Below are 16,920 nucleotides of genomic sequence, written 5' to 3' on the forward strand. Positions count from 1 at the left end.
ATTATCAGCTAAAGCTCAGGGAAGAATTACTTCTTCTCGTTAGCTGCTTTAACGTCAGCAATAACTGCTTCAGCAACGTTTGCTGGACATGGTGCGTAGTGTGAGAACTCCATAGAGAACTGACCACGACCAGAAGTCATAGTACGTAGGTGACCGATGTAACCAAACATTTCTGAAAGTGGTACGTCAGCTTTGATACGTGAACCAGTTAGACCAGCCATTTGGTCTTTGATCATGCCACGACGACGGTTAAGGTCACCGATAACATCACCAACGTGATCTTCTGGAGTGAACACGTCTACGTGCATGATAGGCTCAAGAAGTTGAGCACCAGCTTTAGGCATAGACTGACGGAATGCGCCTTTCGCTGCGATTTCAAATGCTACTGCAGATGAATCGACTGCGTGGAAGCCACCGTCAAGAAGTTCGATTTCAACGTCAAGAACAGGGAAACCAGCAAGAACACCAGTATCCATCATGCCCTTGAAGCCTTTCTCGATTGCAGGCCAGAATTCCTTAGGAACGTTACCACCAACAACAGATGATGTGAACGTAAAGCCTGAACCTACTTCGCCCGGCTTCATCACGTAGTCGATCTTACCGAACTGACCAGAACCACCAGACTGCTTCTTGTGTGTGTAGCTATCTTCAACAGGCTGAGTGATTGTTTCACGGTAAGCAACCTGAGGAGCACCAACAACTAGGTCAACACCGTAAGTACGCTTAAGGATATCAACCTTAATGTCTAGGTGAAGCTCACCCATACCTTTAAGGATGGTTTCGCCAGTTTCTTCGTCAGTCTCAACTTGGAAAGATGGATCTTCTGCAACCATTTTACCGATCGCGATACCCATTTTCTCAGAACCGCCTTTATCTTTAGGCGTAACAGCAATTGAGATTACTGGAGTTGGGAAGATCATTGCTTCAAGAGTACATTCGTGCTTAACATCACACAGAGTGTGGCCAGTCTGAACGTTCTTCATACCAACAACAGCGATGATGTCACCCGCTTGTGCGCTTGTAAGTTCGTTACGCTCATCAGCCTGCATCTCAACCATACGGCCGATACGCTCAGTTTTACCTGTTGCGCTGTTAAGGATTGTGTCACCTTTCTTCATAACACCTGAGTAGATGCGGATGAAAGTAAGGGCACCGAAACGGTCGTCCATGATTTTGAACGCTAGCGCTTTTAGTGGCTCATCAACAGATACTGTAGCAACGTCGCCCGTTGGCTCACCAGTTTCTGGATCAGTTAGCGGCTGTGGGTCAACTTCAGTTGGAGACGGTAGGTAGTCAACAACTGCGTCTAGGATTAGCTGCATACCTTTGTTTTTGAATGCAGAACCACAGTATGTAGGGAAGAACGAGTTATCACGTGTACCTTTACGGATACAAGCTTTGATTTGCTCGATAGTAGGCTCTTCACCTTCCATGTACGCTTCCATTAGATCATCGTCTTGCTCAACAGCAGTTTCGATCATCTCTTCACGGTACGTTTCTACGTCATCAACCATATCCGCAGGGATTTCTTTGATTTCGTAGTTTTCAGGAAGACCTGTGTCATCCCAAACGTAAGCTTGACGGCTTAGTACGTCAACAACACCTACGAAATCGTCTTCACGGCCGATTGGCAGAGTCATAACTAGTGGAACAGCACCCAGTACTTTTTTGATCTGGTCAACAACGCTGAAGAAATCTGCACCCATACGGTCCAGTTTGTTAACGAAGATAATACGTGCTACTTCTGAGTCGTTCGCGTAACGCCAGTTAGTTTCTGACTGAGGCTCAACACCACCAGAACCACAGAATACACCGATACCGCCGTCAAGTACTTTAAGAGAACGGTAAACTTCTACTGTGAAGTCAACGTGTCCCGGAGTATCGATAACGTTAAAACGGTGATCATTCCAGAAACAGCTTACTGCTGCTGACTGGATAGTTATTCCGCGCTCAGCTTCCTGTTCCATGAAGTCAGTAGTTGATTCGCCATCATGAACTTCACCGGTCTTGTGGATTTTACCAGTAAGCTTAAGGATACGCTCAGTCGTTGTGGTTTTACCCGCATCAACGTGCGCGAAAATACCAATGTTTCTGTACTTAGATAAATCTGTCATTGTTTTTCTCTATCAACAATTACGGTCACATGTTAGGGCGGGAGTATATCACTGATTCAAACAAAGATTACATAGCCCATGCACTATAAAATACACATTTGCTTGTTTTTGCTTCGCCTTTTCTTCATTTCTATGCCAAACGCACAATAAAACCACAGGCCTAACAAGCTGATAAGGTAATCTGCTTGGAAATCGTCCAAGCATAAGATGCTTATCTCACCGTGAAGGGTCATATTGTTGGCTGACAATTTTGAGGTTGTCCTCAACTTTGTTTGGCTCTGGAGATGTTATATAAGACTTAAATCGGGTTAAGTCTAGTCCGGTTAGGCCTTACACACCAGTAGTGAGCTTATATTTTCTGGTCCTGTTTGCAACAAGAGTTATGACCTGACAATTCCTTCCATTTTACAACGATCACAAGGTGCTGAGCTTGATAGGTGCCATAAGTGCTAGACTTTTCCTTAATAAACCGGAGAAGTGATATGAGCCCATTACTCACCGAACATACCCCGGGTATGATATGGATTGCTGATTATCCGGTGCATTATGCCGGTTTAGATTTCTTCTCTAGGATGACCGTCATTCGGCTCATCGATAATAGGCTTCTTCTGCATTCTCCGTGTCATATCGACCAAGCCATGAAAGAGCAGTTAGACCGGGTGGGGGAAGTGGCGTATATCGTAGCGCCGGGTTCGTATCATTACTTCCATGTTGTCTCGGCGCAAGATGCCTATCCGCTAGCAAAAACGATGATTTGCCCGGGAGTCGAACAGAAAGCACCTGACTTACAGTTTAGCGAGTTCCTTTGCGACAAGGTGCCTGACAGCTGGTTAGATGACTTTGATCTCGTTTTGGTCAGAGGGGCGAAATACATGTGGGAGGTGGCTTTTTTCCATAAACCAAGCCGGACCCTTATATTAGTCGATTTGATTGAAAACATTGGCGATAAAACGAGAGGAGTCGGTTGGGGATTGAAGTTCTGGTGGAAGCTGGTGTTTCGGATGTGGAATCGGCCGAAACCTGCACCTGAGTATCAGTTGGGATGGAAGGACAAAGTTGCGGCAAGGCAGTCTTTATTACAAATACTTGGTTGGAATTTTGAGCGAGTGATTATTTCTCATGGTGATTTAATCGACCAAAATGCCAAGGAAGTTGTCCGGTTAGCTTGGAAAGTGCCTCTTGAGCAGTAATTAATTAGCAAACGGAATAACGAGTTGGATAAGGCGTTATTCCGCTTGTTATATAAAGCAGACGATTGGTCTTCTATATCATTTATTTGTGGTTAGAAAAGTTTTCACCCTTCGCCATACGATCATAAAGAATAACGTTTACGGCTGCGGCCAGGTTCATGCAGCCTTTGGTTGGAACATAAATGGTTTCGCGGCAAAAGTCAGTGATCTCTTTTTTTAGCGTGTTGTCTTCTGGGCCAAAAATATAAAAGGCACGCTTAGGGTGCTTGTAGTCCGGCAGTGATTTCGCGCCCTCAATCAAATCAACCGCAACGGGTACACAGCCATGCGGAATGATGTCTTTTAGTTCTTGCACCCCAATGAGAGGGATGTCTTGGTAGGCATTCTTGGTGTCCGTGCAAAACTTCTTGGCAAGGTCGTAACGTGTACCTGTATAAAACACCGAGTTCACGCCATAGCAGCCAGCTGCACGCATCACCGAACCAACATTTTCAGGGGTCTTGGGGTTGAATAACCCTACACAGGAGTAACCTTTGCTCATATCACGCACATCTTCAAAATTAAAATTGAGGCGGGATTATACGGATTTTTCTATAAAATTGCAGTGGCAAAAAATGCGGGTAGCTTGGGTATATAGATAAGACAACAGCCCTATTGGGGTAATACGGCTGTTGTGGAATGCGGTGTTAGCCACAGCATTTTTTGTATTTCTTGCCGCTGCCACATGAGCATGGATCGTTACGGTTTGGCGTCTTCTCAAACACAGTGGTTGTCGGCTTGTTCAGGATAGTATCCAGTTCAACCAGATCTTCTTGTGCTTCAACATTCACCGTAATCGTTGCAAATAACTGGTTTTCGGCAAGGATTGCTTCAACTTCGGCTTTACGTTCGTTGCTGGCTACCGTAAGCGGAAGTGGGTTGGCTTCGGTACCTAGCTTGGCTGCTCGTTTGGTGTTGTAGCCAAAGCTTTCATGCTTGGGCTTTTTCTCGATGCGGCCTTTAAAGAAAAATTTAGACATAACTGAATCCTGAATAACGTATTCCGCACCTGCGGAGAGGGAGGGGATGTTAACGGCTAACCTTGCTGCCTGCAAGTAATAGACCACCCCAGTGAACAAGCTTTGTTCAACGTGCTGAGAACGTTAGGCGTGCTGAACACATAATGATGTAGCCGAGGTTACGACATTGTCGAATGGCGATTACTGTCCTATCGTAGAATAATGATAATTTGAACATTTTTATCCTTAAGCTGGGAATCCGAGGGTAAGCAGGGAGATGCTAATGAATAAAAAAGTGCCACTTCTCGTGGCAATGTTGTTCGCTATCGGTACGATTCAAGTCGCTGATGTTCATGCTGCCGAGGTTATTGAGTCGACCAGCCTGGTTGGGTTCGGGAATGCAAAATACTCCAGTAATTTCTCGCATTTCGACTACGTAAATCCTCAGGCGCCTAAAGGCGGGCAAGTTACCTATGCCCAGGTAGGCACATTTGATAGCTTTAATCGCTATGCCAGCAGGGGAGTGTCGGCTGCGGGTGCTGATGCTATTTACGATACGTTGTTTATTGCTTCTTCAGACGAAATTGACAGTCATTATCCGCTCATTGCAGAAAAAGTCCGCTACGCCGATGATTACTCTTGGATGGAAGTAGACATCAATCCCAATGCCCGTTTTCATGATGGCCACCCCATCTTGGCGACTGATGTCGCTTTTACGTTTGATAAGTTTCTAAAGGAAGGGGTAGCACAATATAAGGTTTATTATAAAGACGTGAAGTCGGTGACAGCCAAATCTGAGCTCACCGCTCGTATCGATATGATCAGACCAAATCGTGAAATCCTGTTCTCTCTCGTACAGGGAATGATCGTGTTACCGGAGCACTACTGGAAAGATAAGAATCTTAGTGAGCCGCTGAATACGCCACCGCTTGGAAGCAGCGCTTACAAAGTGTCTGGTTATAAGTCAGGTCAGAGCGTGACTTACGCGTTGGTTGATGATTATTGGGCCAAAGATCTGCCGGTGAATATTGGTCGTCATAATTTTGAGACCATTAAATATGATTACTACCGTGATGAAACCGTTACCCTCGAAGCCTTCAAGGCAGGAGAATACGATATTCGAGAAGAGAATGTTGCCAAGTTCTGGGCCACCATGTACCAGGGGCCGAATTTTGAGCAGGGCTATATTCTAAAAGAAGAAATCCCTCACCAGATCCCGCAGTCGATGCAGGCCTTTGTCTTTAATACTGAAAGCCCATATTTTCAAGATGCCAGAGTCCGTGAGGCGCTGACCTATGCGATGGACTTTGAATGGATGAATAAAAGCTTGTTCTATAACCAGTACAAGCGAACTCGAAGCTATTTCCAGAACACCGAGTATGAAGCAAGCGGTCTGCCTTCTGACGCCGAGTTGCAAGTACTTAAGCCGGTTAAAGACAAAGTGCCGCCCAGAGTATTTACTGAGGCTTACCAGCCACCAGTCACCGATGGCTCGGGGCGAATTCGAAACCAGATGCGCAAAGCCATCGCGTTATTGAAACAATCTGGCTGGGTATTGAAAAATAAGGTAATGAGTAATGCCAAAACCGGAGAGCCGTTTGTATTCGAGCTGTTGATCTACAGCCCGACAACCGAGCGTTTGGCAATTCCTGTACAGAAGAACCTTAAATTAATGGGGATCGATATGAAGATCCGTACCGTTGATACGACTCAGTACATTAAGCGGCTTCGTGACCGTGATTTTGACATGGTTTCAGCAGGTTACGGAGCCAACCCGTACCCGAAGCCTAACCTGTTGATTGCCTGGAACAGTAATTTTATTGACAGTACCTACAATACGGCAGGTGTCAAAGATCCTGCGATTGATTACCTGACCGAAAAGATCGCAGAAAACCAACAAGATCCAGAGGCACTGCTGAACTATGGTCGAGCATTGGATCGGGTACTGCAGTGGAACTTTTATGTGATCCCGCAATGGCATATCAGCCAGTTTCGTGTTGCCAGCTGGAACAAGTTCTCGCGCCCGACGGTAAGGCCCAAATATACACTCGGCAAAGATACCTGGTGGATTGACCCGGTTAAAGCCGCTAAGTTGCCGGAAAAGCGCCGCTAGCAAGTAGTGCTTATCACTAAGCATCCAGCGCTGAGTTTCGTTAATACGAGCTCGCCTTGGGAAGTATCAATAAGGCATAGGGAAAGATGTCAGCTTATATTATTCGTCGTTTGTTACTGGTTATCCCGACACTATGGGCAATTATCACAATTAACTTTTTTGTGATTCAGATAGCTCCGGGAGGGCCGGTGGAACAGGCAGTTGCCCAGCTTGAAGGGCATTCTTCCGGAATTATGGAGCGCTTTACCGGCGGAGGGCAAGAAGTACAGGCCGTTGAGCTCGGAGATAATGGTACTGGTTATCGGGGTTCACGCGGGTTGGATCCCGAAGTGCTTGAAGCTATTAAAGTCCAGTTTGGGTTCGACAAACCGCTGCTTGAGCGTTATGTCGATATGCTGAAGGACTATGCCACTTTTAATTTCGGCGAAAGCCTGTTTAAGGGAGGTAATGTCATTGACCTTATTATCGACCGTTTGCCGGTATCTATCTCTCTAGGGCTATGGAGCACCCTGATTATCTACTTTGTTTCCATTCCGCTTGGGATCGCCAAGGCTATTAACCATGGTTCTCGGTTTGATGTTTGGAGTAGTGCCCTGGTGATTGTCGGCTACGCCATTCCTGGCTTTTTGTTTGCTATTTTGCTGATTATTTTCTTTGCTAGCGGTAACTATTTTAGCTGGTTTCCACTTCGTGGTTTGGTCTCGTCAGATTTCGACCAGCTGACTTGGTATCAGCAGATCATCGATTATTTTTGGCATCTGACTCTGCCTATTTTGGCGATGGTGATCGGTGGTTTTGCGACGCTGTCGATGTTGACCAAAAACTCTTTCCTAGATGAAATAAACAAGCAGTATGTCGTCACTGCCAGAGCCAAGGGGCTTGATGAGCGCAGCATTCTCTATCGCCATGTATTCCGTAACGCCATGCTGATCATTATTGCCGGATTCCCTGCCGCATTTATCAGTATCTTCTTTACCGGCGCGATGCTGATAGAGGTAATGTTCTCGCTCGAAGGGATTGGCTTGCTGGGCTTTGAGTCGACGATTCAGCGTGACTATCCGGTTGTATTTAGTTCACTGTATATAATGACGTTGCTGGGATTATTGCTGAATATTATTTCGGATCTGACGTATACCTTTGTTGATCCACGCATTGATTTTGAGGCGCGCTAGTGAAAATGAATCCGTTAACAAAGGAGAGGCTGGCGAGGTTCCGTGCACACAAACGGGGTTACTGGTCATTATGGCTCTTTGCATTGTTGTTTTTTATCAGCTTGTTCGCTGAGCTGATTGCCAATGACAAGCCGTTGCTGATCCGCTTTGACGGCAACTGGTATTTTCCGATTGTTGAGCAATATACAGAAACGGAGTTTGGTGGGGAGTTTGAATCTGAAGCGGACTATACCGATCCCTATGTCGCAGATCTGATCGAGGCTAAAGGCTTTACTCTCTGGCCGATCATCCGTTTTAGCTACGATACCATTAACTATGATCTGACTGGACCGGCACCATCGCCCCCGGATCGGGTCAATTGGTTGGGTACTGATGATAAGGGACGGGATGTGATGGCCCGGATCATTTATGGTTTTCGGGTCTCAGTCTTGTTTGGCTTTGCACTGACCGTTATCTCGACCATTATCGGTGTCATTGTTGGGGCGTGCCAAGGCTATTACGGAGGCTGGGTAGATTTATTCGGACAGCGCTTTATCGAAGTGTGGTCGGGTATGCCGACACTGTTCTTATTGATTATCTTATCCAGTTTTGTCGAGCCGAATTTCTGGTGGTTACTCGGGATCATGGTGCTGTTTAGCTGGATGGGGCTTGTCGGTGTGGTACGTGCAGAGTTTCTCCGTTGCCGAAATTTCGATTACATCCGTGCGGCACAGGCACTGGGTGTTAGCGACAGTCGCATTATGCTGCGGCATATGTTGCCAAATGCCATGGTTGCCTCGCTCACTATGATGCCGTTTATTCTTAGTGGTTCGGTGACGACCTTAACCTCTCTTGATTTTCTTGGTTTTGGTCTGCCTGCGGGCTCGCCTTCGTTAGGTGAGTTGTTGGCACAGGGTAAAACTAACTTGCAGGCACCATGGCTCGGGCTGTCTGCCTTCGTTGTATTGTCAATTATGCTAAGCCTGCTGGTGTTTGTTGGTGAAGCAGTCCGGGATGCGTTTGATCCCCATCATCAGAGATAAGTTATGGTTAAACCAATACTCACAATTGAAAACTTATCGGTTGGCTTTCAGAGTGGCGAGAGTGTAAACCAGGTAACGTATGACGTAAGCCTTGCCATTCGCCGGGGAGAAACACTGGCGCTGGTGGGAGAAAGTGGTTCAGGTAAGTCGGTGACGGCCAATGCGATATTACGCTTGTTGCCGAAGTCGTCCACTCGGTATATTGGTGGTCATGTCATGTATGATGGCACTGATATGATGACCTGTAGTGAACGTGAAATGCGTAGGATGCGCGGTGATCGGATTGGGATGATATTTCAGGAACCAATGATGTCACTCAACCCGTTGCACAAGGTTGGTCGTCAATTGTGTGAAACATTGGCTATCCATCGTGGGACACGCCAGAAAGAAGCGGAAAAGCGCGCTTTGAGCTGGTTGAAAAAGGTGGGTATTCGTAATGCAGAGAAGCGCCTGACGGCTTACCCGCACGAGTTATCGGGTGGTGAGCGTCAGCGGGTAATGATTGCGATGGCCTTGATAAATGAACCTGAGTTATTGATTGCGGATGAACCGACGACAGCATTGGACGTTTCGGTGCAGGCGCAAATTCTCGAGCTGCTCAAAGATCTTCAGCAGGAGATGGGCATGGCAATGTTGTTCATTACCCATGATTTGAGTATTGTTCGCCGTATTGCCGACCGTGTGGCAGTGATGCAGCTCGGCAGATTGGTCGAGACAGATACCCGGGAGGTGATTTTTACCAATCCTTCCGATCCTTATACCATTAAGCTGATTAACTCTGATCCCAGCGGAAGTCCGGTGCCTGTCGCATCCAATGCCGAGCCTTTGTTCGATATTAATGATTTGCGAGTATGGTTTCCAATTACTGGCGGGATACTTAAACGGGTAAAAGGTCATATTAAAGCAGTAACCGATGTCAGCTTTATATTGCGCAAAGGACACAGTGTCGGTCTGGTAGGAGAGAGCGGCTCCGGAAAATCAACAACCGGTATGGCTGTATTGAAACTGCTCAATAGTGAAGGGCGCATTTATTTTGATGGTATCGATATCTCGGATCTTAGCCGCAAGCAAATGCTTCCGTATCGGAGCAAGTTGCAGGTGGTTTTTCAGGATCCGTTTTCCGCGCTTAACCCACGAATGTCAGTGGCACAGATAATTGGCGAAGGATTGAAAATCCACAAGTCGCTGACACCGGAGGAAGAGGAAAATGTCATCTGTGAGGCGATGCGTGAGGTGGAATTGGATCCGGAAACTCGCCACCGATACCCCAATGAGTTCTCTGGCGGACAGCGACAGAGAATTGCAATTGCTCGTGCATTGGTACTCAAACCGGAGTTTATTTTGCTGGATGAGCCAACCTCGTCACTTGATAGAACGGTGCAGTTTCAAGTATTGAGTTTGCTAAAATCCTTGCAGCAGAAGTATGGACTCAGTTATTTGTTCATTAGTCATGATCTGCATGTGGTGAAATCTTTGTGTCATTACACCCTAGTGCTTAGAAATGGCCAAGTGGTTGAACAAGGAGACACGGCGCGAATTTTTAGCGAACCACAGCATGCCTATACCCGTGAATTAGTGAACCTGTCATCGGTCTAGCTGGTTTTCTTTTTGGATAAAAGGGGGATAGAGTCAGCCTCTGGCGGATATTAAGTAGATCATATTATTGGTTACTGCTTCTTGGCTATTGCTTCTGGTTCATTGTTATCATAGTGGTTAATGTTTTGTTAACTTTGACAAGGGGACAGTGAGAGGTGCTCGACTTGTTAATAACTCCGGTTAGTAAGCGTGCTAAAACTTTTTCTATATGAAATACATATCCACCTTAGCTTTATTTATTGGTGAATAATTAAGCGCTATCGTTAGCGTGCCTGAATATGTCTGCTTCATTATCCCGCAAAATGTGTGACCACTAACATAAATATTGGCTTGTTTGTCCGTTTGTTGTTCAACAAAGGTGAGGCAAGTAAGTAACTAACAGTGTGAATAACTATGCATCGTGAGCACGAATAGATGAATCAACCAGATGTTAATTTGTTGTTGCTGCTATGTGCCATTGCTCACGGTTAATTGACTGATGAAATAAAACTCTTAACATTTAACTTACAATCTGCTTATTATACTGCCCGAGCATTAACCATAATCTATAAGACAGGGAGATTTTAATGCAGTCGTTAGTAGATTTTCTAAACGGAATAATATGGAGCCCGGTACTGATTTATTTGTGCCTTGGTGCTGGTCTGTTTTATTCCATTACCACTCGTTTTGTTCAACTTCGTCACTTCAGAGAAATGTGGCGCCTGCTGTTATCAGGTAAGAGTTCTGATAAAGGTATTTCCTCTTTTCAAGCACTAGCCGTTTCTTTATCAGGACGTGTAGGTACCGGTAACATTGCGGGTGTTGCTGCAGCAATCGGTTTTGGTGGTCCAGGTGCGGTATTCTGGATGTGGGTTGTTGCCTTCTTGGGCGCTGCGACTGCATACAGCGAATCCGCACTTGCACAGATTTATAAAGAAGAAGATGAAGACGGCCAGTTCCGTGGTGGTCCGGCTTATTACATCGAAAAAGCGATGGGTAATAAGGCATATGCATGGATTTTTGCCATTGCAACTATCTTTGCCTGCGGTGTTCTTCTTCCTGGTGTTCAGTCAAACAGTATCGGCAATGCAGTTGAAGCTGCGTTTGGTACAGGTGGCATGATTGAAACGACTATCGGTACTATCAGTCTGGCTAAAATTGTAACAGGTACCGTTGTTTCGATTATCTTGGCATTCATCATCTTTGGTGGTGTTAAGCGTATCGCAAACTTTACCCAGATTGTCGTTCCATTTATGGCATTGGCTTACATCATCATCGCTTTCATCATTATCCTACTGAACATCAACCAGGTTCCAATGGTCTTCGGTATGATTCTTGGTGATGCATTTACACCTATGGCTGGTGTTGGTGCTGCAATCGGCTGGGGTGTAAAACGTGGTGTTTACTCGAACGAAGCCGGTCAGGGTACGGGTCCTCATGCAGCTGCAGCGGCAGATGTTGATCACCCAGCACAACAGGGCTTGGTTCAGTCATTCTCTATCTACATTGATACACTGCTAGTATGTTCTGCAACAGCATTCATGATTATTATCACTGGTGCTTACAACGTTCACGGTGGCGCGGAAGGTACATTCCTGGTACAGAACCTAGCAGCAGATATTGGTGCAAACGGTCCTGTGTTTACTCAGATGGCAATCGAGAGTGCAATGCCTGGTATCGGTAAGCCGTTCATCGCATTTGCGCTGTTCTTCTTTGCCTTTACCACTATTCTTGCTTATTACTACATTGCGGAAACAAACATTGCTTACATCCGTCGCTCGCTAAAAATGCCGGGTATGATGTTCGTACTGAAGGTTGTACTGATAGTGGCAGTCTTCTACGGCACAGTAAAAGCTGCAAATCTTGCCTGGGCAATGGGTGATGTGGGTGTTGGTCTGATGGCATGGCTGAATATTGTCGGTATTTTGACTATCTTCTTCCTGTCAAAACCTGCACTGAAAGCACTGAAAGATTATGAAGAGCAGCAGAAAGCGGGTGTGACAGAGTTTACTTTTGACCCTGTGAAGCTAGGTATTAAAAATGCGGACTACTGGGAGAAGCGGCTAAAGTCTTCTGGTAAGCCAGCAGCTCAACTGGATGATGTTGAAGGTGAGCCGGTTAAACCGATGGCCTAACAGAATTTTGTAGAAATTAAAAACCAAAGGGTTAGTTTAGGCTAACCCTTTTTCGATTTTGGCATCGAAAGCAGGTTCCTTATGTCTCTATTGTATATATGCATGTGATAGCTGTCACAAATACAGATGTTGAAAGAAAAATCACAGTATGATGCGATATGCAGATTGGTTAAATATATTTTCATCTGCTGCGTAAATGTATCTTTTCTCTTGCATTCATGTTGTGTACAAAACTACTGCTCAAAGAGGGATAAAACACGAAATAAGAGCAAATTGGTCTGCTATTAGCCAGATAGCCTGCTAGATTACTTTTTCATTGCGTCAACTTTTAGACGCGCCTGTCAATTTATTTACTCTCCACATTCCAAATTTGCATGATTAGACTTGACGCTGAACAAATATCTAATACTCAACTTTTATCATATAAGACAAAGATCATGCACCTTTCATTACAACGTATTGGTTTCAAGCAGCGCATCATCATGACAGTTGCTGTATTGGTTGCGGTTGCACTGTCGATCACCAATTGGCTGTCTTACAACAATTTCAAAAATGACAAAATAGCAACAATTGAACAGAAGTCTCGACTCATCGTTGATAGTGCCAAGCGAGAGGTTGAACTTTCCATGCAAAAGGGCGTGGATGCGCTTGAGTCGACTAAAGCCTTCTACCAGGGTTCACGTTCTGATAGTGAGTATGTAGAAGTTGCTAAAATGATTACCAAAGCAGCTAACTATGCAAGTTTCACTGCAGGATACAGTGATGGCCGTGCATACGGTGACTCAGGTGGTGACAATGGTGTCTTTGATGTCAGTGATTATGATCCGCGAACCCGGGATTGGTATCAGCTGGCTTCGGCAAAAAAGAGAACGATACTTACTGATTTCTACAGTGATGCAACGACAGGTGATCTGATGGTGAGCATTGCGACGCCAATTAACAATGATGGCGTGGTTGTGGGCGATGTGTCACTAAACAGTCTTAATGAAACGATTCGGCGTGTTGATTTCCCTGGCGCTGTCATTTTGATCCTCAGCGAAAACTTCTCTCAGTTGGCCTCGACGGATCCGAGTGATGAGTTAGGCATTTATTTCGATCTTCCCGAGCTGGAACAAAAAATGGCAGCTCAAGGATCAGGAGCGGCTGATTACCAATGGGCAGGTGTCGATAAAAGAGCTTATTTTTCAGATATTTCCTTAGTTGATGGTAATAAGTGGTATTTGTATGTCGGGGTCAACAAGTCGGTAGTGTATGCTGATATCGAAACGGCATTTAACAAAGCGATTATTACATCTGTGACCATACTTACTTTTGCCTTGTTAATCGTTATTGTGGTCCTGAACAAGTTATACCGTCCTATTGTTGCACTGAAAGAAACGGTTATTGATCTTTCTGCGGGTAATGGTGATCTAACTCGCCGCCTGGAGGTGAATAGCCATGATGATCTGGGGCAAATTGCTGACGGGATCAATACTTTTATTAGTAACCTGCAACAGATGATGCTAGAGGTTTCTCAGGCAACGAACCATATTTCAAGCAGTGTCGAAGATCTTCGCTCGCAGTCGGAGCAAAATGCGACTGTATTGCAATCGCATGTCGATGAGGCTGATCAGGTCGTCACTGCTATTCATGAAATGAGCATTACCGCTGAAACGGTATCGGCAAACGCCGCGCAAACGTCTTCGCATATTCAGAACACCAATGATCAAGCACAGCAGTCGAAAACGATTGTTTCTAATGCGGTCTCTTCGGTATCGGCTCTGGTTGATGACGTAGAATCGATGGCAAACAATATCAACGAGATGAATCGCAATAGCCTTGATATTGCAGGTGTATTAAAAGTGATTGGTGATATCGCTGATCAGACCAACCTGCTAGCGCTGAATGCCGCAATTGAAGCGGCCCGTGCGGGAGAGCAGGGGAGAGGTTTTGCCGTTGTTGCTGATGAGGTTCGTGCATTGGCTGCACGTACCCAGCAGAGTACGTCTGAAATTGAGCAAATGTTGAATAAGCTAACCTCTGGTGCTGACGGCCTCGTCGTCAATATGAATGTGATTAAGGAAAGCTGTAATCATACAGCTGATAATACCAAACAGGTAAATCAGGATCTCGATACGATGGCAGATTCGATCACTGAAGTTAATAACTTGGCGGTTGAGATCGCAACGGCTGCCGAAGAGCAAAGCTCAGTGTCTGAAGAAATCAGTAAGAACATGGCTTCTATCAGGCAAATGGCAGACACGCTTGCTGAAAATGGCCAACAAAATGTAGCGAGTAGCCAAATTTTGGCCTCTGCAAACACCCAGCTTTCTGCCATTGTGAGAAAGTTTAAACTTGAAGCTAGTTAGTAGTTCAATATCACAATAGCAAAAGTTGCCATAATGGACGAAGGGTTAGCATCAGCTAACCCTTTTTTTGATGTGTGCTCTATTGGACTTGGAGTCTGTTAAAGGCAGCTGAGTTTGTTAAACAACAAACTTGTTCATAACACTGTCTTGTTCGCGTACCTTATTGATCTGTACTTCCATAGCCTCGTTGGCTCCATTGGCTGCATCAGCAACTTGTACCGAAAGCTCTTTAATATTGAGAGTGTTGGTATTGATTTCTTCCGCGACTAAACTCTGTTCTTCAGCCGCGGAAGCAATTTGTAGGTTCATATCGTTAATTTGCTGAATGGCGTTACTAATACGCGCCAAGGCTTCATCAGCTTCCTGGGCTTTCACCACTGTATTTGCTGCTGTTTCCTTGCTGAGGCCCATTACATTCGCCGCAGAGCTGGCACCTGATTGTAGTTGCTCAATCATCTGACGGATCTCTGTTGTTGATTCCTGAGTGCGCTGGGCAAGGGTACGGACTTCATCTGCAACCACGGCGAAACCACGGCCTGAATCGCCAGCACGGGCCGCTTCAATTGCTGCATTCAATGCCAACAGGTTAGTTTGATCGGCAATTTCATTGATAACCTTAAGGATGGATTCAATGTTGCCTGTCGCGGTTTCAAGTTGCCTAACAACCTCAACGGCCTCATCGATTTGTTCTGACAGATCTGAAATGGCTCCAGTAGTATGAGACACAACGTTACTACCTTCTGTGACGGCGACATCTGCTGCCTGAGCGGCAGAAGCGGCTCCCTGCGCATTGCCAGCCACATCAGAAGATGTCGTTGCCATTTCATGCATTGCCGTCGCGAGTTGGTCTAACTCTTGCAACTGTGAGGACATTGCACTGGCAGATTGTTTCGCACCATCAGCTGTCATCTCTGTACCCTGCATGATGTCATGACTCAGCGATTTGGACTGGATAATGAGGCTCTGTAGTTTTTCAGTAAAGGCATTAAATCCTGTTGCTAGTTCGGCAAACTCGGCATCGGTGTTGGTTTCCAACCGACGGGTTAGGTCACCTTGGCCACATGCAACATCCTGAATTGCGATATTTAAGTCTTGCAGTGGACGCATCAAGATTTTGATCAGCAGGAGCAGGGCAATAATGCCGGCAAAGAGTGCAACAACCGAGTAGATAATGGAATCTGTTTTTAACTTATCGACTGCGGCAAATGCTAGGCTTTCGTCAAGTACCGTACCGATATACCAGTTCTGGCCTTCTACTTGGGTAAAGGAGAGTTTAACAGCCCTGCCATCGAGTTCTGTCGTCACCATTTCGCTGGATAATGTCTGATTACCAAGGAATTCAGACATTGGCTTACCATTGTATTTCTCTTCCGGATGCGCAATAACGGTACCGTCACCGGCGACAATAAACAGGTAGCCCGCATCGAATAGCGAAACTTGATTGACAAGTTCTGCCAGGCCGCCAAGGCTAACATCGAAGAAAATAGCACCGGTAAACTCTCCATGAGCAAACACAGGAGTTGCTATTGACACCAAGATTTCCTTGGTGGCTGAATCGGCGTACGGTGCGGTGATGATCAGTTCACGAGCTTGCTTTGCATCTATGTACCAAGGACGAGCTCGCGGGTTCCAACTACTGCCTGGATCCCAACTTGGGTCATTACTGGTATAGCTTCCATCCTTTTCAAAGCCAAGGCCGGTCAGGAGGAATGCGTTTTTAATGATAGGTTGATTAATGACGGTTTGGATATTGTCTAGCGCCAGATCTTGTTCAATCAAGCTTGTTGCGTAGCTGGCAAGCGCTTTACGGCTGCTAATCTCAGCATTTACGGTATTACCCATCCCCGATACGATCTCATCGATGCTTTGCATGACCAAAGACTGGATCTGGGACTTAGTATTGAAATATTGATTGGCAGAAAGCAGTGCTAATGCTGCAAGCAATATCGCGGATGATGTGGCGACAACTTTATGGCTGAACTTCATATTATGAGACCTCGACAAGCACACGTATATTTATAGGTTTGATAGTCATTGTGTCGGCTGGGTAACAGGATTGTTAATAGTGGTTGTGTAAATATGTGATCGAGAAATGTGTTTTTTTGCTGTTTATTAAGTTTATAAAATTTTCATTATGAAACATGGATAAATATAGTGGGTTAAATATAAGCCGAGTTGAATATGGTGATTATAACACCAATGACTATCTTTAATTTGCATGACTAAAAAAGGCGGCTGGATTGCCGCCTTTTA

The 16,920-nt window shown here is 45.5% G+C and carries 11 protein-coding genes; 7 read left to right on the plus strand and 4 right to left on the minus strand.

What is annotated here, in order from left to right:
• Positions 1 to 26: 26 nt before the first annotated feature.
• Complete coding sequence (fusA, locus tag EDI28_RS03020; protein ID WP_128782344.1) at positions 27 to 2,114, minus strand: elongation factor G; 2,088 nt, start codon at positions 2,112 to 2,114, stop codon at positions 27 to 29.
• A 482-nt stretch (positions 2,115 to 2,596) separates the two neighbouring features.
• Between fusA and EDI28_RS03025 the strand changes: the two genes are divergently transcribed.
• Entirely contained in the window at positions 2,597 to 3,304 is a 708-nt protein-coding gene (locus tag EDI28_RS03025) for a DUF4336 domain-containing protein (RefSeq protein WP_128782345.1), read from the plus strand.
• 82 nt (positions 3,305 to 3,386) lie between these two features.
• On the opposite strand, the gene EDI28_RS03030 is transcribed toward EDI28_RS03025, so the two are convergent.
• Positions 3,387 to 3,845, minus strand: coding sequence for an RNA methyltransferase (locus EDI28_RS03030; RefSeq protein ID WP_128782346.1), 459 nt, complete (start codon positions 3,843 to 3,845; stop codon positions 3,387 to 3,389).
• Between the two features lie 145 nt (positions 3,846 to 3,990).
• Positions 3,991 to 4,323 (minus strand): PBPRA1643 family SWIM/SEC-C metal-binding motif protein, encoded by a 333-nt coding sequence (locus tag EDI28_RS03035; RefSeq protein ID WP_128782347.1) that lies wholly within the window; start codon positions 4,321 to 4,323, stop codon positions 3,991 to 3,993.
• A gap of 292 nt (positions 4,324 to 4,615) precedes the next feature.
• On the opposite strand from EDI28_RS03035, the gene EDI28_RS03040 reads away from it, so the two are divergent.
• The 6 genes from EDI28_RS03040 (at position 4,616) to EDI28_RS03065 (ending at position 14,667) form a co-directional block, all read left to right on the plus strand.
• Positions 4,616 to 6,415 (plus strand): extracellular solute-binding protein, encoded by a 1,800-nt coding sequence (locus EDI28_RS03040; RefSeq protein WP_233353289.1) that lies wholly within the window; start codon positions 4,616 to 4,618, stop codon positions 6,413 to 6,415.
• Positions 6,416 to 6,501: 86 nt separating this feature from the next.
• Complete coding sequence (locus EDI28_RS03045; protein WP_128782349.1) at positions 6,502 to 7,587, plus strand: microcin C ABC transporter permease YejB; 1,086 nt, start codon at positions 6,502 to 6,504, stop codon at positions 7,585 to 7,587.
• Positions 7,588 to 7,592: 5 nt separating this feature from the next.
• Positions 7,593 to 8,609, plus strand: coding sequence for an ABC transporter permease (locus EDI28_RS03050; RefSeq protein WP_128782350.1), 1,017 nt, complete (start codon positions 7,593 to 7,595; stop codon positions 8,607 to 8,609).
• 3 nt (positions 8,610 to 8,612) lie between these two features.
• Positions 8,613 to 10,205: an ABC transporter ATP-binding protein gene (locus EDI28_RS03055; RefSeq protein WP_128782351.1), complete on the plus strand. Its 1,593-nt coding sequence runs from the start codon at positions 8,613 to 8,615 to the stop codon at positions 10,203 to 10,205.
• A 566-nt stretch (positions 10,206 to 10,771) separates the two neighbouring features.
• Complete coding sequence (locus EDI28_RS03060; RefSeq protein ID WP_128782352.1) at positions 10,772 to 12,319, plus strand: alanine/glycine:cation symporter family protein; 1,548 nt, start codon at positions 10,772 to 10,774, stop codon at positions 12,317 to 12,319.
• A gap of 437 nt (positions 12,320 to 12,756) precedes the next feature.
• Positions 12,757 to 14,667, plus strand: a complete 1,911-nt coding sequence (locus EDI28_RS03065) for a methyl-accepting chemotaxis protein (protein WP_128782353.1) — start codon at positions 12,757 to 12,759, stop codon at positions 14,665 to 14,667.
• 117 nt (positions 14,668 to 14,784) lie between these two features.
• Here the strand turns inward: EDI28_RS03065 and EDI28_RS03070 are convergent, their stop codons facing one another.
• Positions 14,785 to 16,653, minus strand: a complete 1,869-nt coding sequence (locus EDI28_RS03070; protein ID WP_128782354.1) for a methyl-accepting chemotaxis protein — start codon at positions 16,651 to 16,653, stop codon at positions 14,785 to 14,787.
• Positions 16,654 to 16,920: the final 267 nt, after the last annotated feature.

This window comes from Photobacterium chitinilyticum (genome assembly GCF_004104355.1).
In the GTDB taxonomy this organism is placed as follows: domain Bacteria; phylum Pseudomonadota; class Gammaproteobacteria; order Enterobacterales; family Vibrionaceae; genus Photobacterium; species Photobacterium chitinilyticum.

Bases quoted from the DNA above. Each gene is read 5' to 3' on its own strand.
- EDI28_RS03055 (WP_128782351.1), top strand. From the start codon at position 8,613: ATGGTTAAACCAATACTCACAATTGAAAACTTATCGGTTGGCTTTCAG.
- fusA (WP_128782344.1), bottom strand. From the start codon at position 2,114: ATGACAGATTTATCTAAGTACAGAAACATTGGTATTTTCGCGCACGTT.
- EDI28_RS03065 (WP_128782353.1), top strand. From the start codon at position 12,757: ATGCACCTTTCATTACAACGTATTGGTTTCAAGCAGCGCATCATCATG.
- EDI28_RS03025 (WP_128782345.1), top strand. From the start codon at position 2,597: ATGAGCCCATTACTCACCGAACATACCCCGGGTATGATATGGATTGCT.
- EDI28_RS03040 (WP_233353289.1), top strand. From the start codon at position 4,616: ATGTTGTTCGCTATCGGTACGATTCAAGTCGCTGATGTTCATGCTGCC.
- EDI28_RS03070 (WP_128782354.1), bottom strand. From the start codon at position 16,653: ATGAAGTTCAGCCATAAAGTTGTCGCCACATCATCCGCGATATTGCTT.
- EDI28_RS03050 (WP_128782350.1), top strand. From the start codon at position 7,593: ATGAATCCGTTAACAAAGGAGAGGCTGGCGAGGTTCCGTGCACACAAA.
- EDI28_RS03060 (WP_128782352.1), top strand. From the start codon at position 10,772: ATGCAGTCGTTAGTAGATTTTCTAAACGGAATAATATGGAGCCCGGTA.
- EDI28_RS03030 (WP_128782346.1), bottom strand. From the start codon at position 3,845: ATGAGCAAAGGTTACTCCTGTGTAGGGTTATTCAACCCCAAGACCCCT.
- EDI28_RS03035 (WP_128782347.1), bottom strand. From the start codon at position 4,323: ATGTCTAAATTTTTCTTTAAAGGCCGCATCGAGAAAAAGCCCAAGCAT.
- EDI28_RS03045 (WP_128782349.1), top strand. From the start codon at position 6,502: ATGTCAGCTTATATTATTCGTCGTTTGTTACTGGTTATCCCGACACTA.